21 protein-coding genes are annotated in these 25,949 nt (G+C 71.7%); 6 read left to right on the top strand and 15 right to left on the bottom strand.

Annotated elements, in window-relative coordinates:
- Nucleotides 1–25: 25 nt before the first annotated feature.
- Together ACZ5SK_RS02520 and ACZ5SK_RS02515 are read right to left on the bottom strand one after the other, a co-directional pair.
- Complete coding sequence (locus ACZ5SK_RS02520; RefSeq protein ID WP_334580735.1) at nucleotides 26–1,951, bottom strand: hypothetical protein; 1,926 nt, start codon at nucleotides 1,949–1,951, stop codon at nucleotides 26–28.
- A gap of 45 nt (nucleotides 1,952–1,996) precedes the next feature.
- Nucleotides 1,997–2,518, bottom strand: a complete 522-nt coding sequence (locus tag ACZ5SK_RS02515) for a tetratricopeptide repeat protein (protein ID WP_468575218.1) — start codon at nucleotides 2,516–2,518, stop codon at nucleotides 1,997–1,999.
- A gap of 83 nt (nucleotides 2,519–2,601) precedes the next feature.
- Between ACZ5SK_RS02515 and ACZ5SK_RS02510 the strand changes: the two genes are divergently transcribed.
- Complete coding sequence (locus ACZ5SK_RS02510) at nucleotides 2,602–3,045, top strand: hypothetical protein (protein WP_334580736.1); 444 nt, start codon at nucleotides 2,602–2,604, stop codon at nucleotides 3,043–3,045.
- Between the two features lie 70 nt (nucleotides 3,046–3,115).
- On the opposite strand, the gene ACZ5SK_RS02505 is transcribed toward ACZ5SK_RS02510, so the two are convergent.
- The 10 genes from ACZ5SK_RS02505 to ACZ5SK_RS02460 form a co-directional block, all read right to left on the bottom strand.
- Nucleotides 3,116–4,717 (bottom strand): DUF1996 domain-containing protein, encoded by a 1,602-nt coding sequence (locus ACZ5SK_RS02505; protein ID WP_468575143.1) that lies wholly within the window; start codon nucleotides 4,715–4,717, stop codon nucleotides 3,116–3,118.
- 172 nt (nucleotides 4,718–4,889) lie between these two features.
- Nucleotides 4,890–5,546, bottom strand: a complete 657-nt coding sequence (locus ACZ5SK_RS02500) for a response regulator transcription factor (protein WP_334580739.1) — start codon at nucleotides 5,544–5,546, stop codon at nucleotides 4,890–4,892.
- Nucleotides 5,531–6,805 (bottom strand): sensor histidine kinase, encoded by a 1,275-nt coding sequence (locus tag ACZ5SK_RS02495; protein ID WP_334580740.1) that lies wholly within the window; start codon nucleotides 6,803–6,805, stop codon nucleotides 5,531–5,533. Before ACZ5SK_RS02495 ends, ACZ5SK_RS02500 begins: the two co-directional genes overlap by 16 nt.
- 52 nt (nucleotides 6,806–6,857) lie before the next feature.
- On the bottom strand, nucleotides 6,858–7,910 hold the full coding sequence (locus ACZ5SK_RS02490; RefSeq protein ID WP_361699936.1) for an NAD-dependent epimerase/dehydratase family protein: 1,053 nt from the start codon (nucleotides 7,908–7,910) through the stop codon (nucleotides 6,858–6,860).
- Nucleotides 7,911–7,971: 61 nt separating this feature from the next.
- Nucleotides 7,972–8,580 (bottom strand): winged helix-turn-helix domain-containing protein, encoded by a 609-nt coding sequence (locus ACZ5SK_RS02485; protein WP_334580743.1) that lies wholly within the window; start codon nucleotides 8,578–8,580, stop codon nucleotides 7,972–7,974.
- 284 nt (nucleotides 8,581–8,864) lie between these two features.
- A complete protein-coding gene (locus tag ACZ5SK_RS02480; RefSeq protein ID WP_361699939.1) occupies nucleotides 8,865–10,676 on the bottom strand; it encodes a hypothetical protein in 1,812 nt (603 codons plus the stop codon).
- A gap of 70 nt (nucleotides 10,677–10,746) precedes the next feature.
- A complete protein-coding gene (gene glnII, locus ACZ5SK_RS02475) occupies nucleotides 10,747–11,778 on the bottom strand; it encodes a glutamine synthetase (protein ID WP_334580746.1) in 1,032 nt (343 codons plus the stop codon).
- A 308-nt stretch (nucleotides 11,779–12,086) separates the two neighbouring features.
- Nucleotides 12,087–12,785 (bottom strand): RlpA-like double-psi beta-barrel domain-containing protein, encoded by a 699-nt coding sequence (locus ACZ5SK_RS02470; protein ID WP_334580747.1) that lies wholly within the window; start codon nucleotides 12,783–12,785, stop codon nucleotides 12,087–12,089.
- Between the two features lie 110 nt (nucleotides 12,786–12,895).
- On the bottom strand, nucleotides 12,896–13,753 hold the full coding sequence (locus ACZ5SK_RS02465) for a hypothetical protein (RefSeq protein ID WP_468415277.1): 858 nt from the start codon (nucleotides 13,751–13,753) through the stop codon (nucleotides 12,896–12,898).
- 123 nt (nucleotides 13,754–13,876) lie between these two features.
- Nucleotides 13,877–14,236, bottom strand: coding sequence for an arsenate reductase family protein (locus ACZ5SK_RS02460; RefSeq protein ID WP_334580750.1), 360 nt, complete (start codon nucleotides 14,234–14,236; stop codon nucleotides 13,877–13,879).
- A gap of 140 nt (nucleotides 14,237–14,376) precedes the next feature.
- On the opposite strand from ACZ5SK_RS02460, the gene ACZ5SK_RS02455 reads away from it, so the two are divergent.
- Nucleotides 14,377–14,691, top strand: coding sequence for a hypothetical protein (locus ACZ5SK_RS02455; RefSeq protein ID WP_334580752.1), 315 nt, complete (start codon nucleotides 14,377–14,379; stop codon nucleotides 14,689–14,691).
- Between the two features lie 68 nt (nucleotides 14,692–14,759).
- On the opposite strand, the gene ACZ5SK_RS02450 is transcribed toward ACZ5SK_RS02455, so the two are convergent.
- Nucleotides 14,760–15,956: a winged helix DNA-binding domain-containing protein gene (locus ACZ5SK_RS02450; protein WP_468575139.1), complete on the bottom strand. Its 1,197-nt coding sequence runs from the start codon at nucleotides 15,954–15,956 to the stop codon at nucleotides 14,760–14,762.
- 206 nt (nucleotides 15,957–16,162) lie between these two features.
- On the opposite strand from ACZ5SK_RS02450, the gene ACZ5SK_RS02445 reads away from it, so the two are divergent.
- Nucleotides 16,163–17,503: a DUF2252 domain-containing protein gene (locus ACZ5SK_RS02445; protein WP_468575137.1), complete on the top strand. Its 1,341-nt coding sequence runs from the start codon at nucleotides 16,163–16,165 to the stop codon at nucleotides 17,501–17,503.
- Nucleotides 17,504–17,514: 11 nt separating this feature from the next.
- On the opposite strand, the gene ACZ5SK_RS02440 is transcribed toward ACZ5SK_RS02445, so the two are convergent.
- Together ACZ5SK_RS02440 and ACZ5SK_RS02435 are read right to left on the bottom strand one after the other, a co-directional pair.
- A complete protein-coding gene (locus tag ACZ5SK_RS02440; RefSeq protein WP_334580756.1) occupies nucleotides 17,515–18,279 on the bottom strand; it encodes an alpha/beta hydrolase in 765 nt (254 codons plus the stop codon).
- Between the two features lie 20 nt (nucleotides 18,280–18,299).
- Nucleotides 18,300–18,977: a FadR/GntR family transcriptional regulator gene (locus ACZ5SK_RS02435; RefSeq protein ID WP_334580757.1), complete on the bottom strand. Its 678-nt coding sequence runs from the start codon at nucleotides 18,975–18,977 to the stop codon at nucleotides 18,300–18,302.
- 111 nt (nucleotides 18,978–19,088) lie between these two features.
- Between ACZ5SK_RS02435 and ACZ5SK_RS02430 the strand changes: the two genes are divergently transcribed.
- The 3 genes from ACZ5SK_RS02430 to ACZ5SK_RS02420 all read left to right on the top strand — a co-directional run bounded on the left by ACZ5SK_RS02430 (nucleotide 19,089) and on the right by ACZ5SK_RS02420 (nucleotide 25,945).
- Nucleotides 19,089–20,402, top strand: coding sequence for a CynX/NimT family MFS transporter (locus ACZ5SK_RS02430; protein WP_468575134.1), 1,314 nt, complete (start codon nucleotides 19,089–19,091; stop codon nucleotides 20,400–20,402).
- Nucleotides 20,403–20,814: 412 nt separating this feature from the next.
- Nucleotides 20,815–24,909, top strand: coding sequence for an amino acid adenylation domain-containing protein (locus tag ACZ5SK_RS02425; protein ID WP_468575133.1), 4,095 nt, complete (start codon nucleotides 20,815–20,817; stop codon nucleotides 24,907–24,909).
- 40 nt (nucleotides 24,910–24,949) lie between these two features.
- Complete coding sequence (locus ACZ5SK_RS02420) at nucleotides 24,950–25,945, top strand: pseudouridine-5'-phosphate glycosidase (RefSeq protein WP_361699952.1); 996 nt, start codon at nucleotides 24,950–24,952, stop codon at nucleotides 25,943–25,945.
- Nucleotides 25,946–25,949: the final 4 nt, after the last annotated feature.

The raw sequence follows: 25,949 nt of genomic DNA, 5'->3' as shown, positions 1-25,949 counted from the left end.
GATCCGTCACTTTTCGTGCTCCGCGTCAGCGCAGGCCGCTGATCGACCGTCCGTCCGTCAGCCTGCCCTTCAGGCCGGCCTGGGCGCCCTGCTTCGCCGGGACCGTCAGGTGGTTGCCCTGCCCGGACCCCCGCACCCCGCCCGTGGACCGGATGGACGCCGTGTCCTTGTCGCCGGCCGCGAGCAGGTACCAGTCGCCGCGCTTCGACTTCCACAGCACCCCGGCCAGCACATGCGGGTCGCGCGGCCCGCACGCCGGTACATCCCCGGCCTTCGCCACGGCCGCCCCGAACAGCCCGCCCGGCGTGTGGAACTGGGCCAGCACCCGGCTGCCGTCGCCCCGCCAGGTCTCGGCGCGGGTGCACACCCAGGCCGCAGACCCGCTCGCGTCGGGCAGCTGCTGACGGGTGTACGTCCAAGCGTTGACCGTGCGTACGCCCTGTCCGCGCGCGTCGGCCAGCGAGCAGGCGAACGGCGCCCAGGTCCGCAGCGCCTCCGTGTCGGTCGCTTCCTTCGGTGCGGCCGGGCGGCCGGCGGTGAGGCGGGCGGGGACGAGTTCGCCGAGGTCGCTGAGGAGGTGGGCGCCGGAGGCGTCCGTCAGCTGGAGCACGTTCCACGTCGTGCACGCGCCGGTCTGGGTGACCGGACTGGCCAGCGGCGAGGTGATCCCGTCCGTCAGCGTCAGCTCCATCACCCCGGCGCCCGGTTTCGACAGGTCCCGCTCGCCGGCCTTCGTCACCCAGGGAGCCGTCAGATAGCGGACGTTGCCGTCGGCCCGGTCCAGCACCAGCGCGCTCGCCTCGGCGCCGGTCGCGCCGTCGACCCGCGCGAAGTCCAGGGCCGCCCCGGCCGTGCCGTCCTTCGGCTCGGCGTAGCGGGCGATGCGCAGACCGTCGTAGAGGATCACCACGCGCGCGTTGTCGACGTCGCCCGCGTAGAGGAGCTGCGGCGGTCCGGCGGGGCCGCCGAAGGGGGTTTCCGGGGTGGCGGAGACATGGACCTTCTCGCCGGGGCGGGCCCAGACGGCGAGGGCGCGGCGCAGCAGCGCGGTGTCGCCGGTGAGCGGGCCGCGCGCGGGCCAGGCCGAGAAGTCGGTGCGCGCGGAGGTCTTCCAGGCGGCGGGGGAGATCTTCACCAGCCGCCCGGGGTCGAGTGCGGCCTCGGCGGCCGGGTTCTGCGCGTACACCGGGGCGGCCGCTCCGTCGGGTCCCCAGCCGCCGCCGGGCAGGGCGACCAGGGCGCCGCACACCGCGAGGGCCGCCGCGGCGGCGAGCGCCGCCCTGCTGTGCTGGCGGCGGCGCATCAGATCGGTGGGGCGGGCCTGCAGCGAGCAGGCGTCGAACTCGGGGGAGGCGAGCAGCGCGTACTGCGCGGCGGGGACCTGGCCGGCCTCGCGCAGGGCCCCCTCCACGTCCTCGACGCCGGCCTCGGCCAGTACCTCGCGCACATCGCCGTCGGGGAGCTTCTCCAGGCCGCGCAGGACATTGGCGGCCCGGGCCGGCCCCGACAGGGCGGACAGACGCTGGTCCAGGGCGAGTTCGTCGGCGCCGCCGGAGCGCGGGAAGAGCCGCAGACCCCACACCTGGGGGAGCAGTGGCGGGAGTTGCGCGCGCTTGGGCCACGCCCGCAGCGTCAGCGGCAGCCCCGCCTCCAGCGCCGTACGCACCACCTGGAGGCGGACGTAGGCGTATCCGGGGTCGCCGTCGCGGCCGGTGGACTGGGCCGGGATGACGGGGGCGCAGGCGCGGCGCCGGGGCAGGGCGCGCTGGGCGAGGGCGTGGGCGGTCAGAACGCGGCGACCGCGGCCGAGGCCGGGCGGCAGCACCAGATAGGCGAGCCGGACCAGACGCGGGTAGTGCTCGACGAGCGCGGCCTCGGCCTGCTCGACGTCGACGGTCAGGTCGGTGGCGGAACCGGGTGCGGGGCGCGGGGCGACATCCTGTGACTGCACGTCCAGCAGAACGAGCGACGCCGTGGATGGTCACCGCCGGGCGGCTCAGCCCTCCACGAGCGCCTTCGCGTAGTTCGCCATGGAGCGCTGGCAGCGCGGCAGATGGGGGGCCAGTGCGCCGAGGACCAGGGACAGGCCCTCGCGGTCGCGGCCCAGGCTCGACAGGCACAGCGCCAGGGTGGCGCGCACGGCGTCGTCCAACTCGTCGGAGGGGCCGTCCAGTTCGGGGGTGAGGAGTTTGACGCCCTCCTCGGCCTGTCCGATGTTGCGCAGGGAACTGGAGAGCTGGATCTTCGCCCGGCGGCCTTTGTAACCGCTCACGTCGCTCAGCCCGCGGGCGATCGCCTCCCGGTAGAGGGGCGCCGCCCTGTCGCTGTGGCCGGTCGAGTCCCAGGCGCAGGCCCGCTCGAAAAGGCCCAGCGGGCTGTCCTCGGGGAGTTCGGCGACGAGGGGGTCGACGACGGCCCGGAAGTCGGCCGCCCGCTCCTCGGGATAGTCGTCGAAGGTGGCCCAGGCGGCGGTCACGCGATCTTCCCAGTCTTGGTTCACCGGTCCGCCTTGGCACAGGCGTGCCCGGTGGGGCGCCGGTATTTTGAGCGGACCGCGCGCGGGAGCCGTATCCAGAGCGAGGCTCTTGCAGGGAGGAACAGATGAAGGTGACCCGACCGATGTTCGCGGCGGCGGCCGCCGCGGCGGCGCTGCTGCTGGCGGGATGCGCTTCCGGCGGCAAGGAGGAGGCCGCCGTTCCGGAGACGGCGACCGGCAGCCTGGAGCACATCGCCTCCGAGGTGAAGTGCACCCCCGACATGCAGACCGACGCCGACGAGCTGCGCCAGGCGCTCTGCAAGAACGACGCCGGAAAGTTCATCCTGCTGACGTTCGCCACCGACCGCGGCCAGCGCGAGTGGATCAACGGGGCGAAGGACTACGGCGGTCACTACCTGGTCGGCCGCAAGTGGGTCGCCGTCGGCGAGCAGACCAGCACGGTGACGACGCTGCGCAAGACGCTCGGCGGGGACATCGAGGAGGGCACGGACCACTCCGCGCACGCCTCGCACGAGGCCTCGGACGGCGCCACGCACTCCGGTCACTGAACGCACGCGGAAACGCGGGCAGCACAAAGGCCGGCGGTGAGGAAATCCTCACCGCCGGCCTTTCAGTGTGTTACTTGCACTTCTGACCGGTGTTGATGCAGTTGACCATCTTGTTCATCAGGTTCGTGGAGAAGAAGTTGATGAAGTCGTTGTGGTCGGTGACCGGCTTGTGCAGGTTCTCCGGGAAGCTGTCCACCGCGTACGGCTGCACCACGGTGCCGTTCTGGAGCTTCGGGGCCGGAACGTTGTAGACCAGCCGGACCTGGAGCTGCGGGATCGCCTTGAAACCGTTGGCGCAAGAGCCGTCGGCCTGGGCGAACGCCACGTGCGTGCGGTGGTTGGCGCTGTCGATGTTCTTGCCGTCCCAGCAGCTCTGGAAGTTGGTGGTGCGGACCACCTGGCTGCCCTGCGGGCAGATCGGGTACTTGTCGTGCAGCTGCACCTTGTTCTCGAAGCCGGTGCAGGACCAGTTCACGTTCGCGTTGGCGTTGCCGTTGACGAAGGCCTTGGCGTCACCGGTGATGATGCGCAGGGCCGTCGGCATCGCGACGACGTTGCCCTTCTTGTTGCCGACGAACTTCAGCTGGGCCTGGGCCGGCAGCAGGATCTTGCCGACGTTGCCTTCCTTGCCACCGCCGTCCTTGTTCTGGTCGAAGTCCTGCGTGCCGTCCTGCACACGGATGACCGGCCAGAAGTACGAGGACTTGTCGCCCTGGTTCTGGCAGCTGGTGCCCGCCCCGGCCAGTTCCTGGTCGCTCGCGAAGGCGTCGTTGTTCTGGTTGCCGACGTAGTCGTGCAGGTGGTGGGCGCCGTTGGCGACACCGGGGGCGACGATCACGTTGTCGGTGTTGTGGTTCTTGTTCTGGTTGGTGCCGCAGTTCGAGGTGAAGGTGCCCCTGGAACCGCTGTTGCCGTTCGCGGGCAGACCGTTCTGACCCACGCCCAGCTGCGCGTTGCCCTGGACCTTCGTGATGTCCACGAAGTCCGCGGCGACCGGGCCGTTGCCGCCCTGGCCGTTCTGCTGCTGGCCGCCGTTGTTCTGGCCGCCGTTCTGCTGCTGGCCACCATTGTTCTGCTGGCCGCCGTTGTTCTGGCCGCCGTTCTGCTGACCGCCGTTCTGCTGCTGGCCGCCGTTCTGCTGCTGCCCGCCGCCGTTCTGCTGGCCGCCGTTGCCCGCCTGGCCGGCGTTGGTGTTCGCCCCCTGCGTGGTGCAGGCCGCGAGCTGGCTCAGCTGGTTGTTGAACTGGCCGCCGACGCGCTGGATGTCGATCCGGATCCGGTCGATCGTGGCGGCCCGCTTCTCCTTGAGGGGGCCGACGATCGCGTTCTGCACGAACCCGGCGTCGCCCGCCTGAGCCTGGCGCGTGGAGGCGAGCCGGGCGTACGCCTCGGTGATCTGCTTGTCGAGGTTCGCGAGCTCGGTCGCGACGCCCTGCTTGGCCCGGTCAGGAACGTTCGTCAGCTTCTGCCCCACATCGGGGCAGGAGATCGTGGCGACCTGCGCAGCCGCGGTGGCGGCATAGGTCGAGTTCTGACCCGAGTTGTTCGAATCATCTGCCGAGGCGTAGAAGTTCGCCCAGATCAGCCCGCCCCCGCCGAGCGCTAGGGCCGCCGATGCTGCCATGGCCTTCGTGGCCATCGACGAACGGCGTTTACGTGTGTTGCGTCCCATCTGAACTCCTCTGACTTCCTTGCGGGGCAGCACCGAGGCGCCCGACAGGAGTGAAGCTGCCCCCTCACTTACGAACGTCGCCCCAGAGGTGTTCAGCCTTCTCAGAAATTGATGAGAGGTCCGTACGACAAACCGGCCCCAACGCCCCCACAGCGCACACCAGTTGCGGTGCTCACCGGTCCCGGTCCAGATAGGCCAGCACCGCCAGTACCCTGCGGTTGTCGTCGTCCGAGACCTCCAAACCCAGCTTCAGAAAAATATTGGCGGTGTGCTTGGCGACGGCCCGCTCGGTGACGACCAGGTTGGCGGCGATCGCCGCGTTCGACCGGCCCTGCGCCATCAGTTCCATGACCTCCCGTTCGCGTGGAGTGAGCCGGTCCACCGGCCCCTGGCCGTCGCCCGAGCGCCGGGCCAGCAGCTGCTGGATCACCTGGGGGTCCATCGCGGTACCGCCCGCCGCGACCCGGCGTACGGCGTCCACGAACTGCTCCGCGTCGAACACCCGGTCCTTCAGCAGATAGCCGACCCCGCCGCTGCCGTCGGCGAGCAGCTCACGCGCGTACAGCTGTTCGACGTGCTGGGAGAGGACCAGCACCGGCAGCCCCGGCTTCTCGCGGCGGGCCTGAAGGGCGCACTGCAGGCCCTCGTCGGTGTGCGTGGGCGGGAGCCGGACGTCGACGACGGCGACGTCCGGCTCCAGTTCGGCGAGGGCCCGCTCCAGTTCCGGCCCGCTCTCGACGGCGGCGGCGATCTCGAAGTCGTAGGCCTCCAGCAGCCGGACGAGACCGTCCCGCAGCAGGAAGAGGTCCTCGGCTAGGACAACACGCAAGGGATCTCCATGGTCACCATGGTGGGACCGCCGGCAGGGGAGCTGACGGCCAGGACGCCGTCGAATGTACCCAGTCGCCGCTCGATGCCGGGCAGGCCCGAACCGGACCCGATGACCGCGCCGCCCTTGCCGTTGTCGGTGACGGAGATCCGCAGATGGCCGTCCGTGTGGTGCAGGTCGATCCAGATCCGGTCGGCGCCGGAGTGCTTGACGGCGTTGGTGAGCACCTCGCTCACGGCGAAGTAGGCCGCCGACTCCACGGGCGCCTCGGCCCGGCCCGGGAGTTCCACGGTCACCTCCGTCGCGACGGGCAGCCGCAGCGCCAACGCCCGTACGGCGTCGCCCAGTCCACGTTCCGCCAGCACCGGCGGGTGGATGCCGCGCACCAGGTCGCGCAGTTCGGCGAGAGCCTCGGCGGACGACTGACGGGCCTGCGCGAGCAGCTCCTTGGCTTTCCCCGGGTTCTTGTCGAGGAGCATCTCGACGGTGCCGAGGTCCATGCCCATCGCGACCAGCCGGGCCTGGGCGCCGTCGTGCAGGTCCCGTTCGATGCGCCGCAGCTCGGCGGCGGAGGTGTCCACGGCGTCCCGGCGCGTCTCGGTCAACACCCTCACCCGCTCGGCCAGTTCGGCCTGACTGGGGGTGAGCATGGCCCGGGTGAGGCGGAAGTGTCCCTGGAACGCGCTCACGGCGTACCGGTGCGCGAAGACGAGGATGACCGCGCCCACAGCGGCGGCGGCGAACGCGGAGACCTGCCCGCTGACCGGCACGAAGGTGTACCAGTAAGGGCCGTCGGAGGCGCCCTGCACCCGCCACAGCCCGGCCGCCAGCGCGAACCCCTCCAGCGGATAGAGGACCAGAACGGTGGGCGCGAGCGCGGTCAGGAACCCGGCCGTCATGTCCACCGGCAGCCACCGCAGGTCCCGCCAGGTCGCCGGGTCCCGCAACAGCGCGATGGTGCGCGTCCACGGGTTGGCGGTGTCGGGCAGCGGCCGATACGCCGACGCGATGCGCACCCCGCCCCACTGTCCGGCGAGCGAGCGCCGCCGGTCGGCGTAGGCCCGCACCCCCTTCACCACCCACGGCGTGGTGACGAGCCCGACCCCGATCGGTATCAGCGCCAGTGAGACAAGGGAGAGGGTGAAGCACAGGACGGCCGACGGCAGCGCCACCACGGCCAGCACGAGCCCCCGTGCGGCGGCGAGGAACATCCCCCGTGCCCTCGAACTTCCGCCATCGCTCTTCGTGTTGGTGTTCATGCCGTCAGTCTGGCCGAGCCGTGGGCGGGGGGCACTGGGCCGAGGCCCCCGGTCAGGAGGTGGTGCCAGGTACACCTCCCTGGCCCGCCGCACCGGTGGCCGTCGCGAGCACCTTCGCCTCCACCTCCGGGTCCAGGCCCTTGACCGTGCGGTCCGGGCGCTGGGGTGCCGTGCCGCCGATGGCCTCCAGCCACGCCCAGGTGTCGGCGACGGTCTCCTCGACGGGACGGCAGACGAGGCCCGTCGCGAGGGCCCGTGAGACGTCGCCCGCGTGCAGGGCGTCGTGCATGTCGCTGCCCGGCGGCACCCACACGGGCAGCTCGGTCCACGGCTCGATGCCCGCCGCGAGGATGATCTCGGGGGCGGTCCAGCGCAGTTCGGCCGATGAGCCGGTGGCCCTGACGCAGGCCTCCAGCAACGCGCCCATCGTGGCGTGCCCTTGACGGCTCGCCAGGTTGTACGGCCCGCTCAGCTCCCGCTCGACCGCCCCGAGGGTCCACTCCGCGAGGTCGCGGACGTCGACGTACTGCAGGGGCAGGTCCCGGGGCCCGGGTGCGAGGACCGGGCCGCCGCGCGCGATCCGGCCCAGCCACCAGGGCAGCCGGCCGACGTTCTCGTACGGGCCGAGGACCAGCCCGGCCCGTACGAGAACGGAGTCCTGTGCGCCGAAGGCGTCCAGGGCGGCCAGCTCGCCGCCCCGCTTGTCGCGGGCGTAGTCGGTCTGCCCCGCGTCCGGCCCGGTGCCCTCGACCACGGGCGCGTCCTCGGCGTACCCGGCGGGCGGGGCCCAGGTGTACACCGAGCGACTGGACACGTACACGTACCGGCGGGCGCGGCCCCGCAGCAGCCGCGCCGCCTCGTGCACCGGGCGGGGCGCCGCCGACCAGGTGTCGACGACGGCGTCCCAGTCCCCTTCGGCTCCCTCGACCTCGGCCAAGGCGGCCGGCCCCCCGGGCGCGGTGCGGTCACCGGTCAGCGACCGCGCGCCGGGGACGGGAGCGTGCCGTCCCCGGTTGAGGACCGTCACCTCCCAGCCGCGCCCGAGGGCCGCCTCGACGACGGCGCGTCCCACGAACTCCGTACCACCCAGCACCAGAAGTCTCATGCCGGTGACTCTGCCCGGCCGCGACGCGGGACGGAACCTTCCTTAGCCGAGGGCAGAGGGGTCAGCGGCCGGTCGGCGGCGTGTACTTGTAGCCGACCCGGCGCACCGTCTGGATCGACTGGCGGTGCTGCGCGCCCAGCTTGCGGCGCAGCCGGGCGACGTGGACGTCGACCGTGCGGCCGTCGCCGACATGGCCGTAGCCCCACACCGTGGTCACGAGCTGGTCGCGCGTGTGCACCCGGTTCGGGTGCGCCACCAGATGCGCGAGCAGCTCGAACTCCAGGTAGGTCAGGTCGAGTTGCCGCCCGTCCACCTCGGCGGTGCGCTGCACGGTGTCGACCCGCACGAGCGGGGCACCGGCGCCCTGCTGCGGCTGCGGTCCCGTTTGCGGTGACGGGACCGGGACCGGCTGGAACGGCTGCTGCTGGTCGGCCGGGATCAGCACCAGGTAGCCGACCATCTCCGGCCGGCCCGGGAGGCTGGGCAGGGTGTGCTGCGGCGCCGGCAGCCAGGTGGCGCCGGGCGGCAGGAGATCCGCGACCTGCACCACCTCGTCCGGATCGACGGCCCGCAGTCGGTGCCGGGAGGCGTTCTGGATGGGGGAGACGGGAGAGCCGGGGGAGACGGGGGAGGGGAGAGCGGCGGAGGAGAGAGAACGAGTGGTCGCCATGAGAGGTCAGCTCTTTCGCGCGAGAAGTTCGTCGGAAGGGACGTACGTCGTCTCGCGTCGGCCGAAGGCCGGGGTGTACGGCTTTAGAGGGCCGACGCGTTCGTCGCGCGGCAACACACCCGGTCGAAGTCGTGGTGCTGACGGGAAGGCCAGAACGGCTCGAGGTCATGGCGACCCGTCGCGGTGTACTTCTGGAAGCTGGCCATGGCCCCATTGAAGCAGACACCCGCCCGTTACAGGAGCCTCCTCTCACAGCTTGGACGCTTCCTTGCCGTGCGTCGGCGTCAGTCGACGACCCGGGCGCTCGCGAGGAGTTTGCGGACGGCGTCGCGGACGACGTAGTCCGGGTGCAGGCCGTTGCCGTACATGAGGTCACGGATCATCCGTTGCGGCGCCTCGGCTCCCTGCCGCAGCGGGTCCACGGCGAAGCGTGGGACGAGGCCCATCTCCGTCAGCGTCACCAACGGGTGGGGTGGGCCGGGGGAGAACATCTGCCATGTGACGGCCTGCCGGGCCAGGGGCTCCACGGTGTCCTCGGTGCGGCCCGTGATGCGCCAGACGGCCAGGGCGGCGAGGGGCGACCCCTCGGCGAGCTCCGGCTCGATGAACGGCAGCAACGGGGCGGCGGCGGGGCCGAGTTCACTCGCCCAGTCCAGTACCGCGCCCGGCGACCCGGTGCTCATCTCCTGGCGGAAGAAGGACAGGGCGAGTGAGGGGTCGCCGCTGACCCGGTGGTGCGCCACCGCGGCGGCGGCCGAGACCGAGGAGTGCTCGCGCTCCGTCACGCAGGCCCGCAGCGCCCGCTCGGCCGTGTCACCGGCGGCGGGACCGAGCCGGCCCAGCACGGCCACCGCGGCCGGAGGGTATCCGGTGCCCGTGCGGGCGAGCGACGCGACGAGCCCGTCGACCACGTCCGTCGCCGCCTCGGGGAACCGCTCGAGCATCCCCAGCAGATAAGGCGGAGCGGCGTGCAGTCCTCGGGCCACCGCCCGTGCGACGGGCAGCGCCCGCGCCCCGAACTCCTCGGCCACCGCGGTGGCGACGCCGTAGGTCTGGTACGGGCGCGGCGACTCCTCGACGAGCCGTACGGCCTCCTCGACGGACTCCGGCGCCCGCGTCCGAGCGAACACGGTGAGGGCCGCCGCGCGCAGCGCCGGACCGTCCGCGGCCAGGTACGGCAGGACGTGCTCGCGCACGCGCGCGTGCAGCTCCGGCGGCAGCGCGCACGTCAGCTGCGCCAGCCGGGACAGCTCCCACGCCTCGCCCTCCATCTCGCGCAACGCCCAGGGCAGCACCTCGGCCTCGCGGTCCCGCCACGCCTCGGCGATGGCGAAGGCGAGCGGGACGCCCCCGGCGAGAGCCCGCAGCGCGGCTTCGGGGTCCTCCAGGAGCCGGTCGGTGAACGGTTTGTAGGGCGCCGGCCACCGGGTGCTCTCCCGCTCGTGCGGGTCCGCCGTGTACGCCCGCACGCAGTGGTCCACCAGTGCGTCGGGCAGGGGGAGCCCAGCGGTGCGCAGCAGGTCCTCGGCCGCGGCGAGTGCCACCTGGGGCTCGGGATCGGCCAGCAGCTCCTGCCGTCGGCCGTCGTCGTCCTCCAGCAGCGCGAGCGCCGTCACGACCTGCCCCCGCACCAGCGGGTCGGGCTCCTCGGCCAGCCGGGTCCGCAGCAGCGGCAGCAGGGGCCGGGCGTGCTCCGGGCCGCACCCGGCGATCAGCAGCACCATGGCGCTGCGCAGGGCCACGTCGGCGTCGTGCGCGTAGTGGAGCAGGGGCGGCAGGGCGTCCGCCACGGCCTGCCGGACCGGTCTCTGTCCGTCGTGCCGCTCGGCGGTTCTCGCGAGGTCGCTCAGGAGTTCCAGCAGGTCGGTGCGGTGGTCCGGCAGCTCCACGGCGAGCCGGGCCACCTGGGGCACGGTGCGGGTGGTGGCCGCGTAGAACTCCTCCTCATCGCGCCAGGTCGCGGAGCTCAGCCAGTCCAGCGCCGCGTCGCGTTCGGAGGCGTTCCCGTACTCCAACGCCCGCATCAGGCCGGGCACGTCCCTCGCCCGTCCGCACGCGCGCGCCGATCTCCGCCGGTCCGCCCCGTCGCTCCCCATGACAGCGCACGATACGCAGAAGGGGCGCCCACCGTGAGGGTGGGCGCCCCTGTCAGGGAAAAGCCGGGGATCAGACCTGGCCGGCCTTCTCCAGCGCCGAGCAGCAGGTGTCGACGATCAGACGCGTCACCAGGTACGGGTCGACGTTGGCGTTCGGACGGCGGTCCTCGATGTAGCCCTTGCCGTCCTTCTCGACCTGCCACGGGATACGGACCGAGGCGCCACGGTTGGAGACACCGTAGGAGTACTCGTTCCACGGGGCGGTCTCGTGCAGACCCGTCAGACGGTCGTCGATGCCGGCGCCGTAGTTCTTGACGTGGTCGAGCGGCTTGGAGCCCTCGCCGAGCGACTCGCACGCGGTGATGATCGCGTCGTAGCCCTCGCGCATCGCCTTCGTGGAGAAGTTGGTGTGCGCGCCGGCGCCGTTCCAGTCGCCCTTCACCGGCTTCGGGTCCAGCGTCGCGGCGACGCCGAAGTCCTCGGCGGTGCGGTAGAGCAGCCAGCGGGCCACCCACAGGTGGTCGGAGACCTCCAGCGGGGAGACCGGACCGACCTGGAACTCCCACTGGCCGGGCATGACCTCGGCGTTGATGCCGGAGATCGCGAGACCGGCGGCGAGGCAGTTGTCCAGGTGCGCCTCGACGACCTCACGGCCGAAGATCTCGTCGGCGCCGACGCCGCAGTAGTAGCCGCCCTGCGGGGCCGGGAAGCCGCCCTTGGGGAAGCCGAGCGGGTAGCCGTCCTGGAAGAACGTGTACTCCTGCTCGATGCCGAAGATCGGCTCCTGGGAGCCGAACTTCTCGGCGACCTCGACCAGCGCGGCACGGGTGTTGGTCTCGTGCGGCGTCATGTCGATGTTGAGGACCTCGCACAGGACGAGGACGTCGTCGCCGCCGCGGATCGGGTCGGGGCAGGTGAAGACCGGCTTGAGGACACGGTCCGAGGAGTGGCCCTCGGCCTGGTTCGTGGAGGACCCGTCGAAGCCCCAGATCGGCAGCGCGTCCAGACCGGCGGGCTCACCCGCGATGATCTTGGTCTTGGAGCGGAGCTTGGCGGTCGGCTGGGTGCCGTCGATCCAGATGTACTCAGCCTTGAAGGTCACGGGCCACTTCCTTCGGGGGTGTGTCTGACGCACGTGCGGGTGCTGCGGCGCTGCGGCACTGGGGCGCCGCCTGTTTGCCCGGCAGCTTGTCAACAGGCGATTTCCCGATCATTGCTCGAATGTGAACCCCGTGTTACCTGGATGGTTCTGTGGTGCGGCTCACCTCTCGGGCCCCGGACGTGCAGGTCCTGCTGTTCGTGGCCGCGAACAGCAGGACCTGTGACACATACGAGGCGACGGCCCGGGCCCTCCGGTATGGGCCCTCCGGTACGGGTCGGCGCCTCAGCGGGATTCTTCGCTCCTGAGGCTCACCCCACCTTCTCGATCACGGCCCGGCGGATGAGGAACTTGCCGGGCTCACGGACCTGTTCGAAGGCCGCGTTGTTGAGCAGTGCGCAGCTGCCCGATACCGAAGTCACCTCGACGGTCGTGGACTTGTTGTTGTCCAGGTTGGTGACCTTCAGCCTGGTCCCCGCCGGGAACCGGTCACTCGACGCGGCCGGGGCACCGCCCTCTCCGGAGAGGGTGACCGTGGACCCGTTGCAGACCTGCCGGCCCGAGGCGGCGGCACCGCCGTTTCCCGGGCTACCGCCGTTTCCCGCGTTACCGGCAGTGCCGGGGTTTCCGGTGTTTCCCGCCGGGGCGGAGGCCGCCTGCGAAGGCTGCGTCGCCTGGGAGTCCTGAGCCGACTCCCCAACGGTGCAACCGGACGCCTGCTGCTGGACCTTGATCTGTGCGATGACCGCCTCGCGGTTGGCGATCCGGGCCGTCGACTGGGCGTCGGGAGCGGCCCGCTGTCCGTCGATGAACTTCTGGTTGTTGCCCAGGGCGGTGGCGAGCCCCTGGCAGACGTTGGAGTCCGCGGCGGCCAGGGGCTTGGCGTTCTGCGGAGTCTGCGCGGCGTTCGAGGTGCTCGCCATGACGAAGGCCCCGCCTCCCGCCACCGCCGCCGCGCTCACCAGCAGCGCGATCTTCTTCTTCGTGCCGAGACTTCTCCTACGCGACATGCGCGCCTCCTGAGAGGTTGGGGAGCGTACGCCGCTATGTACGAGATACCGAACGCGGTTACTCAGCGGTTACAGGAGTCAACGAAAGTGACCTGCGTCACGCGCGATGATCACCCCTGGTCACCCTGGTCACCCTGGCCGCCCATGCCGCCCTTGCCGTCCTCGTATGCCACGACCGTGTCGTTGACGTGCCGGAGCAACCCCTCGGTCTGGGCGGTGAGTTCGGCCTCCCCGCTCTCCGCGCCGTCGCCCCACTGCCCGTTCGCGAAGACCACCGAGCGGACGGTCATGACCCGTCGGAAGACCCCGGCCGAGCCCGGCGGCACCGTCGGCAGACCGGCCTTCGGGGGTGGATCGAGCGAGACGACCTGGTACGTCACCGGGTCCATCGAGGCCATCGCGAACACCCGCGAGGCGTCCTCGACCCGCGCGAAGCTGAGCACGGTGACCGTCACCTGTGAGCGCCGGTCGGCGTCCGTGAAAAGGGCCGCCGTCAACCGGGAGCAGGGCTTGCCCTGTTCGATCAGCTGGGCCAGCTCGGGCGACATGCCCCGGGCGCAGTCGGTGGTGGTGGCCAGATCGACGCGGGTGAACCGGGAGCCGTCCCTCAGCCGTACGCCCGTGGAGGGGAACGCCTGCTCCGGCCGGATGATCGGGCGGGCGAGCAGGGAGGGGAGCGAGCTCGGGGCGTCGGAGGGAAGGGTGACGTCCACGGAAGGGGCGCCGGCCGCAGGGGGAGCGGAGACGGCCCGGCTCACGTCGCCCCGGTCCCCGCCCCTGCCCTCGCCGCCGTCTTCGTCCGCGATCAGTGCGGCGCCGGCGGCGATGGCGGCGACGAGGACGACGCCGGTCCCCGCGACCGCCGTGCGCCGGGTCCGCCTACGCCTGCGTATCCGCTCCTGCTCGGCCATGAACTGGGCGTACGGGTCCGGTGGCCCGTACGGGAATCCTTGATCACCGAAGGTCATGGCGGCGGAGGGTAACAGCGTGGACGGCCTCGACTCCCGCCGCCCGACAAACCGTTGACCAACCGGCAAACCGCTGACCAACTGGCAAACCGTTGACCAACCGGCAAACCGTTGTCTGACCGGCTAACGGGACAGGGCGTCCCGAACGGCCTCGTCCGTGCGGGCCACCAGCGCGGTGCCGTCGTCGGCCGTGATGATCGGGCGCTGGATGAGCTTGGGGTGTGCGGCGAGCGCGCTGATCCAGCGTCCGCGTGCGCTCGCGTCCCGCGGCCAGTCCTTCAGGCCGAGTTCCGCGGCGGCGGCCTCCTGGGTGCGGGTGATGTCCCAGGGTTCCAGGCCGAGACGGTCGAGTACGTCCCTGATCTCGTCCTCGCTCGGCACGTCCTCCAGGTAGCGGCGGACGGTGTAGTCGGCGCCCTCGGCGTCGAGGAGTGTGAGGGCGCTGCGGCACTTGGAACAGGCGGGGTTGATCCAGATTTCCATGCGCCACACGGTAGCGGTCCAGGCCGCCGAAAGCCCTTGTGATCAGGGGCGTTTGTCAGTGGTGGGCAGTAGAATAGAAGCAGTGTTCGAGGGTTCGCCGGAGGTGCCGGCCGGACCCTGACCGCGACAGGAGGATGCCTGTGCCCGCTGCCGCACTGAAGCCGAAGCCGTTGCCGACCCAGTCCACCGCGAAGCGTCCCGTCCAGCTCGATCTGCCCTATGTGCCCGTCGAGAAGCGGCCGTTGCCGCCGGGGCGTCCGCGCGACTGGTACGTCATGCACAACCGCCGCCTCAAGGCGATGCGCCTCGCCATCGCCCTGCTCGACCTCGGGGTCTACATGCCCAACCAGGCCCGCAACGAGAAGATCCGCAGCACGGCGCAGCTGATCGGCGTTCACCCGCCGTCGGACACGACGTGCCACATGGTGCGAGCGCTGTTGCGTTACTCGCGGTGAGACGGGCGCCGGGCGCCGCCGCTCACGACGGCGCCCGGTCCCGGCACGGCTCAGTGAGCCAACCCGCCCTAGCCCGCCACCTGCCCCGCCAACTCCTTCTCCACCGGCGTCCGGAACCTCGGCGTCACCCGGGTCGCCCCCAGCCACGCCCCCAACCGCGCGGCCTCCGCCTCGATCGCCGCCTTCGCGTCGCCGCCCACGCCCTCCTCGTCCAGGATCCGCCACACGATCTGCCCGTCGGGGCGCTGGGCCCAAGCCCCCACCACCCGGCCGTTCCACCACACCGTCGGCCCGACGTTCCCGCTGTAGTCGAACAGGGCGGGGCGCAGCTCCGGGGCGAGGTACCAGTCCCGGCCCTGCCAGCCCATCGCGGTCGGGTCGAGGGCGGGCAGCAGGGCCGCCCACGGTTCCCCGGCGCCGGTCACCGGCTCCTCGTCCCCGTCGACGACGTACCCCGTGCCCTCGTCCAGCGTCACCGCCCGTGCCCCGATCGCGGTCAGCGCCCGGCGGACGTCCGTGACCCGCCAGCCCGTCCACCACTTGAGGTCCGCCTCGGTGGCCGGGCCGCACGCCGTCAGCCAGTGTCTCAGCAGCTCCGACTGGGCGTCCGCCACCGGGAGTTCGGGGTGCTCGGGGGCCACGGCCCAGCGGAACTGGCTCGACGTCCACGAGCCCAGGGGGCGTCCCCTGACCACCTTGCCCTCGACGCCCAACACCCTCAGCAGCCGCGTCACCACGGTGTGGACGCCCTCGTAGCTCTTCCCCGCCGCGTACACGAACTGCTCGCGCAGGCGCGGCTCCTCACGGGACAGCTCGGCCGCCGTCGCCTGGCCGAGCCGGGCCAGGGCGGCCAGCGCCGACTCCTCGACCTCCTTCAGCCAGGCCGCGTCCGGCGCGCCGGCCTTCGCCATGTCCTTCACCAGGGTGGCCCGCTCCCGGGCCGCGACCGCGAGACCCGTCGAGGCGTGCACGACGGCCGTCAACTCCGTCGGGAACACGAAGACCGTGTGCCGCATCCCGTGCATGCGCACCAGGCTCCGGTCCACGTACAGCGCCCGGTCGGTGTCCGGCACGGTCGCCGCCGCGTCGGTGAGGCGGGCGCCGACCGCCAGATACACCGTCGCCGGGTCCGAGCCGTGCAGGGCGACGAGCGCGTCGGCCACCGCCTCGGGCGTCGCGACCCGCGCCCCGGGGGCCAGCCGGTGCCGCAGAGCCAGCCTGGCCCGCCGCTCCGCCACCCCGACATACCGCAGCCCGTCACCCATCCGGCCTCCACCCCTCGTCGCTGTCCGCTTCCGGCACTCGTCCCTGTCCGCATCCTGCCCGACGCCACTGACAGTCGGGCCCTTCGCCGTCGTCACCCGTTCGCCGTACCCGGCATGCGGGCGCCCCGCCCCCGGCCTTCACTGCGAACAGGAAGCCGCAGGCACTGTGCCGACCGGGAGGCAGGCGTGATGTGCAGGAGACACGGATGACCGCCCCCGACGAGCGTGCCCGGCGCGGCAGGGACGCCCGCCGACGCGTCTCCCGCTCCGCCCACGCCGCCTGGCTCCCGCCCGTCGACCGGCCCGACCCCGTCGCCGTGCTGGAGCGGCAGGGCCGGGACCGGCTGCCCGAGCTGCTGCCGGTCCGCTACGGGCGGATGGCCGACTCGCCCTTCGCCTTCCTGCGCGGCTCGGCCGCCGTCATGGCCGCCGATCTGGCGGCGCAGCCGCACACCGGCCTGACCGTCCAGCTGTGCGGGGACGCGCACCTGCTCAACTTCGGGGTGTACGCCTCCCCGGAACGGACCCTGCTCTTCGACCTCAACGACTTCGACGAGACGTTCCCCGGCCCCTTCGAGTGGGACGTCAAAAGGCTCGCCGCCTCCGTCGCCGTGGCCGCCCGCGAGAACGGCCACCCCGAGACCAAGGTGCACCGCGCCGCCCTGGAGTCCGTGGCCGCCTACCGCACCGGCATACGGCGGCTGTCCCGGCTCGGCGAGCTCGCCGTCTGGTACGAACGCATCGAGGCCGACCAGCTGGTGCCCCTGCTGCGCTCCGCCCGCCGGCGCAAACGGGTCGGGGCGAGCCTCAGCCGGGCCCGCCGCCGCACCAGCCTGCAGGCCCTCGACAAGCTCACCGAGGTCGTCGACGGACGCCGCCGCATCATCCAGGACCCGCCGCTGCTCGAACCCGCCGGCGCCTCCGACGGCGCCTCGCTGCGGAAGATCTTCAGCGACTACCGGTCCACCCTCGCCGAGGAGCGCCGCGCGCTGCTGGACCGCTACCACTTCGTCGACGCCGCCCGCAAGGTCGTCGGGGTCGGCAGCGTCGGCATGCGCTGCTTCATCGTGCTGCTCACCGGCCGTGACAGCGGCGATCTGCTGTTCCTGCAGATCAAGGAGGCCCGCGCGTCCGTCCTGGAGGAATACCTGCCGACCGGCCCCTACGCCCATCCCGGCCACCGGGTCGTCGCCGGGCAGCGGCTGTTGCAGGCCGCGGGCGACATCTTCCTCGGCTGGATGACCGGGCCGCAGGGCCGCGCCTTCTACTGGCGCCAACTGCGCGACATGAAGGGCTCCGCCGCCGTCGCCGGGATGTCCCCGGCCGACCTCCTGCTCTACGCCCGGCTGTGCGGCACCGCCCTGGCCCGCGCGCACGCCCGCTCCGGTGACCGTCTCGCCATCGCCGGCTACCTGGGCGGCTCCGACACCTTCGAACGCGCCGTCGCCGACTTCGCCCTCGCCTACGCCACCCAGACCGCCGCCGACCATGCGACGCTGGCCGCGGCGATCGACGCGCGGGTGGTGACGGCCACGCCAGGAGTATGAGGTCAACTGCGCTACGCGCGCGGGGAGTTCAGCAAGGACGTCACAAACTCCCGTCGGTCGTCGGCGTGGTCGTGGAACCAGAGCCCCAGACGGTGTCCCGCATCGGGGAGTTCGAACCTCGTGTAGCGGGCGCGGGCCGCGAGCGCGTCCTGGACGGCCGCGGTCACCTCCGGCGGGATCACCGCGTCGGCGCCCGGCACGGCGAGCACCGCCCGGCCCTCGTACGCCCGCAGCACGTCGAGGGCGGGCGCCTCCCGCCAGCTCCCGGGCCGCCGGATGATCGCGCTGAACTCCCCGTCGCCCTCCCCGAACGGCACCTCCCACGCCTGCGCCGCGTACACCGCGGGCGCGCACAGTCCCAGGGCCGTCACCCGGGGGCCGTACTCGGCGGCGAGGTCGGCCACCGTCTGTCCGCTCATGCTGAACCCGACGAGCGCCAGCGGTGCGGGTGCCGGAACGTGGGCGTCGATCACGGAGGACGCCTGCTCGAAGCGTCGGCGCAGGCTCAACTCCCCGAGTGCGCCGGTGCTTTCGCCGTGCCCGGAGAAGTCGAAGGCGAGGACGCGGCAGCCCTGGGCCGTGAACTCCCGGAGCAGCGGCAGCAGTCGCTCCTTGCTGCCGTTGCCCGCGCCGTGCAGCACGACGGCGGTGGCGCCGTGCGGACCACCGCCGTCGGTCTTTCCGCCGTCGGCCTTTTCGTCACGGCGACCTCCGCCGTGGAGGCCGCTGAGCCGTTCACCGTCGAACTCGTGCGTGAAAGGGGTCAGTTCGCTCATGTGCCGAGGGTATGCCGCGTCTATTCGCCGGCCTGGGTGGGAGCGCAGTCCATGTAGGAACCGGACTCGTACGCCGCCTTGTCGCTGTCGCGGGCGCGGATGGCGTCGACGAGACGGGCGTGGTCCTGGAACTGCTCGGGGCGCAGCGCGTCGCCGAAGTGGTCCAGGAGCGAGTCCCGGATCACCTCGCCGAGGTCCGCGTGCAACTCGGCCAGGACCGTGTTGTGGGAGGCCGAGACGACGGCCAGGTGAAACGCCACGTCCGCGTTGACGAAGCCGACCCGGTCACCGGCCGACCAGGCCTGTTCCCGCTGGACCAGCAGTGCGTCGAGCCGCTCCAGGTCCTCCGGCGTCCGGCGCGCGGAGGCCAGCCGCGCCGCACGGATCTCCAGGGCGCCGCGCACCTCGGCGACGTCATCGGTGTCGGCCTTCGCGAACCGGGTCCGCATCATGCCGGCGAGTTCGCTGGTCGCCCGCACATAGGAGCCGGAGCCATGGCGGATGTCCAGCAGACCCGTGTGCGCCAGGGCCCTGATCGCCTCACGCACCGTGTTGCGTGCCACTCCGAGCTGCTCGACCAGCTCCGTCTCGGTGGGGATGCGTGAGCCCACGGGCCAGGCTCCGGAGGTGATCTGCCGCCGCAACTGGGCGATCACCTTGTCCGACAGCGCTTCTCGACGAACGGGATCCAGATTCATCCCGTCAGTCTATGTCAGTACTCATCCTACGACTCCGCGTAAAAGTCGTCCTACAACTGGATGACGAAAACACTAGACATCGAGTCATGGGATGAGTCTACGATGATGTCCATGCCGAAGGATGAGCTCAAGAACCGCGTCCCGCGCACCGGCCAGGCAGCTTCCCTCAGCACTTCCCGGGGAGCGCGCCGACTGACGGTGGTGGCACTCGTACTCGCGGCGCTGAACCTCCGCCCGGGGGTCACCAGCCTCGGGCCCGTCCTCGAAGAGGTCCGCGACACCCTCGCCATGAGCGGCACGGTCGCCGGACTGCTGACCTCCATCCCGGCCGTCTGTTTCGCGCTGATCGGCTCGACGGCCCCCGCGCTCGCCCGGCGGTACGGGGCGAGCGGCGCCATCGCGGCCGGCGCGGCGGTGCTGACGGTCGGTCTCGCGCTGCGGCCGTTCGCCGCCGGCACCGTCCTGTTCGTCGCCCTGACCGCCCTGTCGCTGGCGGGCATCGCCATCGCCAACGTGCTGCTCCCGGCCGTCGTCAAGCAGCGCTTCCCCGACCGGGTGGGCGCGATGACCGGGCTGTACTCCATGGCGTTGAACGTCGGCGCCTCCAGTGCCGCCGCCGTCACCGTTCCGCTGACCGAGGCGTTCGGCGGCGACTGGCGGTACGGCCTCGGGGCCTGGGCGGTCCTGGCCGCCATGGCCGTCCCTCCCTGGCTCGCCCTCGCCCGCCACCACGGACCGGCAGGGGACAAGGCGCGGCGGTCCGCGGAGGCGGCCGGGGTCAGCGGCGCGGCGGGGAGTGCGGCGGCGGCCGTGGGCGCGGCCGACGGCGGTGGCGAGTCGCCGACGCGCCCCGGAAGCCGGATCTCACGTGACCCCACCGCCTGGGCGCTCACGGCCTACTTCGGGCTCCAGGCGAGCTCCGCCTACATCATCATCGGCTGGCTGCCCCAGATGTTCCGGGATGCCGGACTGTCCGCCGGGACCGCGGGCCTGCTGTTCTCCGGGACCTCGCTGCTCGGGGTGCCCCTGTCCTTCGCGCTGTCCGCCGCGGCCGGGAAACTGCGCAACCAGAGCGGGATCGCGGCGGCCATCGGTCTGTGCGGGCTGGCCGGCTACGCGGGACTGTGGGCCGCGCCCGCCGACGCGCCCTGGCTGTGGGCGTTCCTGCTGGGCGTCGCCAACTGTTCCTTCCCCCTGGCCCTGACGATGATCAGCATGCGCGGCCGGGACAGCGCCACCGTGGTCCGGCTCTCCGGGTTCGTGCAGAGCTTCGGCTATCTGCTGTCGATGCCGGGACCCGTCGTCGTGGGCGTCCTCTACGACCGCAGCGACGGCTGGCGGGTGCCGCTGGTCTTCATCGTGCTGCTGACCCTGGTCCAGATCGGCGCCGGCCTGCTCGCGGGCCGCAACCGCCAGATCGGCTGACGCGGCACCCTTCTCTCCGGCTCTCCGGCTCTCCGGCTCTCCGGCTCTCCCGTTCTCCCACCCTCGCCGGCCTCCCTCGCGCCTTCGCGCCTTCGCGTCGACTTCACATTTCGCTTCCCTTGTGCGGCGAAATTCACGCCATCCGGCCCTATTGAATTCCGTCATGCCCGGAATTCGCTTTCCTCGGAAATGTTCATGGGCCCCATTGACCGCACGGTGAAGATCGTCCTAGGCTTTTGATCAGCACGTAGCAGAAGGCGCCACCAGCACATGAGTTCGTCACGCGAATATCGACGAACGGCAGGAACCCGGCACTGCTGCCGCAGCCGCCACCGCCGCCGGCCGGCGAGGAATTCCGAACGCCGGACCAGGAAATACCACTGTTCTCCTGTCATGCGGAAAAGAGAGGTCCATGAGCACTCACGTGATGACCGACCTGCTCGTCGAACAGGCGCGGATCGCGCCCCACCGGACCGCCGTCGTCCACGAGGACCAGAGCCTGACCTTCGCCCAACTGCTGCACCACAGCCAGGCACTGGGCCGCTTTCTGAGGGGCGCCGGGGTGACCCGGGACAGCAGGGTCGGCGTGTTCATGGAGCCCTCGCTCGACCTGGTGACGAACATCTGGGGAATCCTCTGGGCCGGCGGATCCTATGTGCCGCTCTCCCCGGAATACCCCGAAGAACGCATCGCCTACATGATGGCGGACGCCGGAGTGGACATCGTCCTCACTCAGGAGTTACTCCGGCCCCGGCTCCATGAACTGTCACCGGCCGGCGTCCGCGCCGTCACCCTCGAAGAGGCCTTGCATTCGACGAAGGCCGGTGATCCCGCCGCGGAACCGGATTCCGACCCCGATATACGGCCCGGAGACCTCGCCTACGTCATATACACCTCCGGCAGCACGGGAAAGCCGAAGGGGGTGATGATCGAGCATCGCAGCATCGTGAACCAGATGCGCTGGCTGCGCGAGGCCTGCGGGATCGACGACAGCAAAACGATTCTCCAGAAGACCCCGATGAGTTTCGACGCCGCACAATGGGAGATCCTCGCTCCCGCCTGCGGCAGCAAGGTGGTGATGGGCGCCCCCGGGATCTACCGCGACCCCGAGGCCATCATCGCCACCGTCGTACGACACGACGTGACGACCCTGCAGTGCGTGCCCACCCTCCTGCAGGCGCTCCTCGACACCGAGAACCTGCCCGCCGGCCGCTCCCTGCGCCAGATCTTCAGCGGCGGTGAGGCGCTCTCCCGCAGCCTCGCCCAGCAGTGCCTGGACACCATGCCGTCCTGCACGCTCGTCAACCTCTACGGCCCGACCGAGTGCACCATCAACGCCTCGGCCTTCACCGTGGACCGTGCGGCCGTCGCGGACGGGCCCCGCACCATGCCGATCGGCACCCCCGTCCACGGGACCTCCTTCCACGTGCTGGACCCGCTGGGGCGGCCCTCGGCGATCGGCGAGGTCGGCGAACTGCACATCGGCGGAACCCAGGTGGCCCGGGGCTACCTCGGACGCCCCGACCTCACGGCCGACCGGTTCGTGGACGACCCCTTCTCGGCCGACGCCGGCTCCCGCCTGTACCGGACCGGCGACCTGGCCCACTTCAACGCCGACGGCACCGTGCAGTTCGTCGGACGCGCGGACAACCAGGTCAAACTGCGCGGCTACCGGGTCGAGCTGGACGAGATCCGCCAGACGATCGAGACGCACGACTGGGTCCGCAGCTCCGCCGTCCTGCTCCGGGACGACACCACCACGGGCTTCCAGAACCTCGTCGCCTTCGTGGAACTCAACCCCAAGGAAGCCGCCCTGATGGACCAGGGCAACCACGGCTCCCACCACCAGTCCAAGCGCAGCAGGCTCCAGGTCAGGGCCCAGCTGTCGCACCCCGGCTGCCGCGACGCCGCCGAGCTCGACGGCCGGCCCGTGGTCGAACTCCCCGGCGCCGAAGCCACCCCCGAGCAGCGCGCCCTGGCCTTCGCCCGCAAGACGTACCGCTTCTACGAGGGCGGCCCCGTCGGCCGGGACGACATCCTGCGGCTGCTGGCCCCGCGCACCCGGCCGCAGCCCCCGGCGCGCATCCCCGCCGACCTGACCCGGGCCGAACTCGGCGCCGTCCTGCGCAACTTCGGCCGGCACCTCAGCGACGAGCGGCTGCTGCCCAAGTACGCCTACGCCTCACCCGGCTCCCTCTACGCCACCCAGCTGTACCTCGAACTCGACGGCGTCGTGGGCGAGGCGCCCGCCGGCCTGTACTACTACCACCCCCTCCACCACCACCTGGTGCTCGTCGGGCCGGCCTCGTCGGAGCCCGGGGCGCGGATCCACTTCCTCGGCAAGCACCGGGCGATCGAACCGGTCTACCGCAACAACATCCGCGAGGTCCTCGAGATCGAGGCCGGGCACATGGTCGGCCTGTTCGAGCAGGTACTGCCGGCCCACGGCCTCGGCCTCAGGGCCGCGGAGTACCGTACGGCCGTCAAGGACCGCCTCGACTGCGCCGAGGAGGACCACTACCTGGGCACGTTCGAGCTCAGGTCCCGGGACGCCGCCGGCGACCCGGACGCCTGCGACACCTACGTGCAGGCCCACTCCGGCCGCGTCGACGGGCTCCCGGCCGGCCAGTACCGGTACGCCGACGGCTCTCTCGTCCGCATCAGCGACGACGTCGTCCTCAAGAAGCACGTCATCGCCATCAACCAGCGGGTCTACGAGCGCTCCGGCTTCGCCGTCAGCCTCGTCGCGACCAGCCCCGACGCCTGGCGGCGCTACCTCGACCTGGGCCGCACCCTGCAACGCCTGCAGATGAACGACCTGAACCTCGGCTTCATGTCCTCCGGCTACAGCTCCCGGACCGGCAACGACCTGCCCTCGGCCAAGCGGCTCAACCGGATCCTCACCGACTGCCAACTGCCCACGGGACCCTCGTACTTCTTCGTCGGCGGGCGGGTCAGCGACGAGCAGCTGCGCGGCGAGGACATGAAGGAGGACGTGGTCCACATGCAGGGCCCGGCCGAGCTGATCAAGGAGGACCTGGCCGGACTGCTGCCCCGCTACATGCTGCCCAACCGGATCGTCGTCCTGGACCGGCTGCCGCTGACCGCCAACGGAAAGATCGACAGCAAGGCCCTGGAGGCCACCCAGCAGGCCGAACTGTCCCTGTCCGAGCGGACGTTCGTCGCACCCCGCACCCGCACCGAACGCCGGGTCCGCGACGTCTGGCAGGCGGTGCTGCGGCACGAACAGCTCTCCGTCACCGACGACTTCTTCGAACTCGGCGGCAACTCCCTGCTCGCCGTGGCCCTCGTCAGCCGGATGAACCGCGCCTTCGGCGGCACGATCCCCCTCCAGGTGCTGTTCGAGGCCCCGACCGTCGAGAAGCTCGCCGCCCGGCTGGACGCCGACACGTCCGCGCCCCTCACCCGGCTCGTCCCCCTCCAGCCCCTCGGCACGGGCACCCCGATCCACTGCTGGCCCGGGCTCGGCGGCTACCCGATGAACCTGCGCCCGCTGGCCGCCGCCCTGGGCGCCGACCGGCCCGTCCACGGCGTGCAGGCGCACGGCATCAACCGCGGCGAGACCCCCTACGCCACGGTCCGGGAGATGGCGACGGCCGACGTCGAGGCGATCCGCGGCGTCCAGCCGCACGGCCCCTACATCCTGTGCGGCTACTCGTTCGGCGCCCGGGTCGCCTTCGAGACGGCGTACCAGCTGGAGCAGGCCGGCGAACGCGTGGAGCACCTGTTCCTCCTCGCCCCGGGCGCGCCGGGCCTGCGCGCCGAGGACAAGGCCGGCAGCAGCGGGCAGGCGGACTTCGGCGACCGGGCCTTCCTCGCCCTCCTCTTCTCCGTCTTCGCCGGCACGCTCAGCGGCCCCCTGCTCGACGAGTGCCTGCGCACCGTCGGCGACGAGGACACCTTCGTCGCCTTCGTCACCGGCCGCTTCCCCGGCCTGGGCGAGGAACTGGTGCGGGCCGTCACTGGCATCGTCCAGCGCACCTACTCCTTCACCTACGAGTTCCACGAGCTGACCGGACGGCGCCTGGACGCGCCGGTGACGCTCGTCAAGGCGAGCGACGACAACTACTCCTTCATCGAGCGCCAGGGCGGCTGGTCCGCCCGGCCGCCCGCCGTCCACCAGTCACAAGCCGGCCACTACGAACTGCTGCGCGAGCCGCACGTCGCCGAACTCGCCGCCCTCGTCAACGACCGGCTCCACAGCCGCACCCAGTCCCCGCGCCCGGGCCATGCGCCCCGCGCCGTCTCCCAGGAGGTCGGAGTGCCCCACATCAACATCAAGCACTTCCCCGTGCCCATCACCGAGGCGCAGGAGCTGGAACTCGTCGCCGCGGTCACCGCCGCGGTACAGAACGCCTTCGGCTGCAAGGAGGACGTCGTCTCCATCGCCATCGAACCGGTCGAGCAGGAGGCGTGGAACGAGCGGGTCTACGTGCCGGAGATCATCCGCCGCCAGGACCTGCTCCGCAAGACGCCCAACTACTGAAGCCCCCGCCGCACCTGAAGGTTCCGGAAGGAGACCCCTCATGACCCGCCCCGTTACCCACCCCGTGACGCGCCCGGTCCCCGTACCCGCGCCCGCCCGCGGACACCGCTCCGTGCCCCTGGTCCTCACCGACGAGGTGTCCGCGGCGCTCGCCGACGGCGACCCCGTGGTGGCCCTGGAGTCGAACGTCATCACCCACGGACTGCCCTACCCCGACAACGCCGCCACCGCCCGCAAGGTCGAGGAGGCGGTGCGGGCCGGCGGCGCGGTGCCGGCCACCATCGGCATCGACGGCGGCCGCATCCTGGTCGGGATGACCGACGCGGACATCGAGCGCTTCGCCGCCACCCCCGGCATCCCCAAGGTGAGCAGCAGGGACCTGCCCGTCGTCCTCGCCTCGGGCGGCCTCGGCGCCACCACCGTCGCCTCCTCACTGGTCGCGGCGGAACTCGCCGGCATCGCCTTCTTCTCCTCCGCCGGCATCGGCGGCGTCCACCGCGGCGCCGAGACCACCATGGACATCTCCTCCGACCTGATCCAGTTCACCCGGTCGAAGGTCGCCGTCGTCTGCGCCGGCGCCAAGAAGATCCTCGACCTCGGCCTGACCATGGAGTTCCTGGAGACCCACTGCGTCCCCGTCATCTCCTACGGCTACGACGACTTCCCCGCCTTCTACTGCCGCTCCAGCGGACTGCGCGCCCCGCACCGGCTGGACGACGCGACGCAGATCGCCCGGGCCGTCGACGCCCACTGGGCCCTGGGCAACCCGGGCGGCGTCCTCGTCACCAGCCCCACCCGGGAGGAGGACGCGATCGACGGCCAGGACATCGAGGCGGCCATCGGCGAAGCGCTTGACGGCGCCGAGCGGGACGGCGTCCGGGGCGGCGCCGTCACGAAGTACGTCATGCGCGCCGTGGACCGCGCCACCGAGGGACGGTCCGCCACGGCCAACATGGCCGTCCTCATCCACACCGCGGAGATCGGCGGCCGGCTCGCCGCCGCCCACGCCCGCCTGCGACGCGAGGAGAACCAGTGAACCC

The sequence above is a fragment of the Streptomyces sp. NPDC031474 genome, from assembly GCF_055581185.1.
The sequence above is the reverse complement of the archived record's forward strand: the minus strand, read 5'-3'. Positions and strand labels throughout refer to the sequence as shown.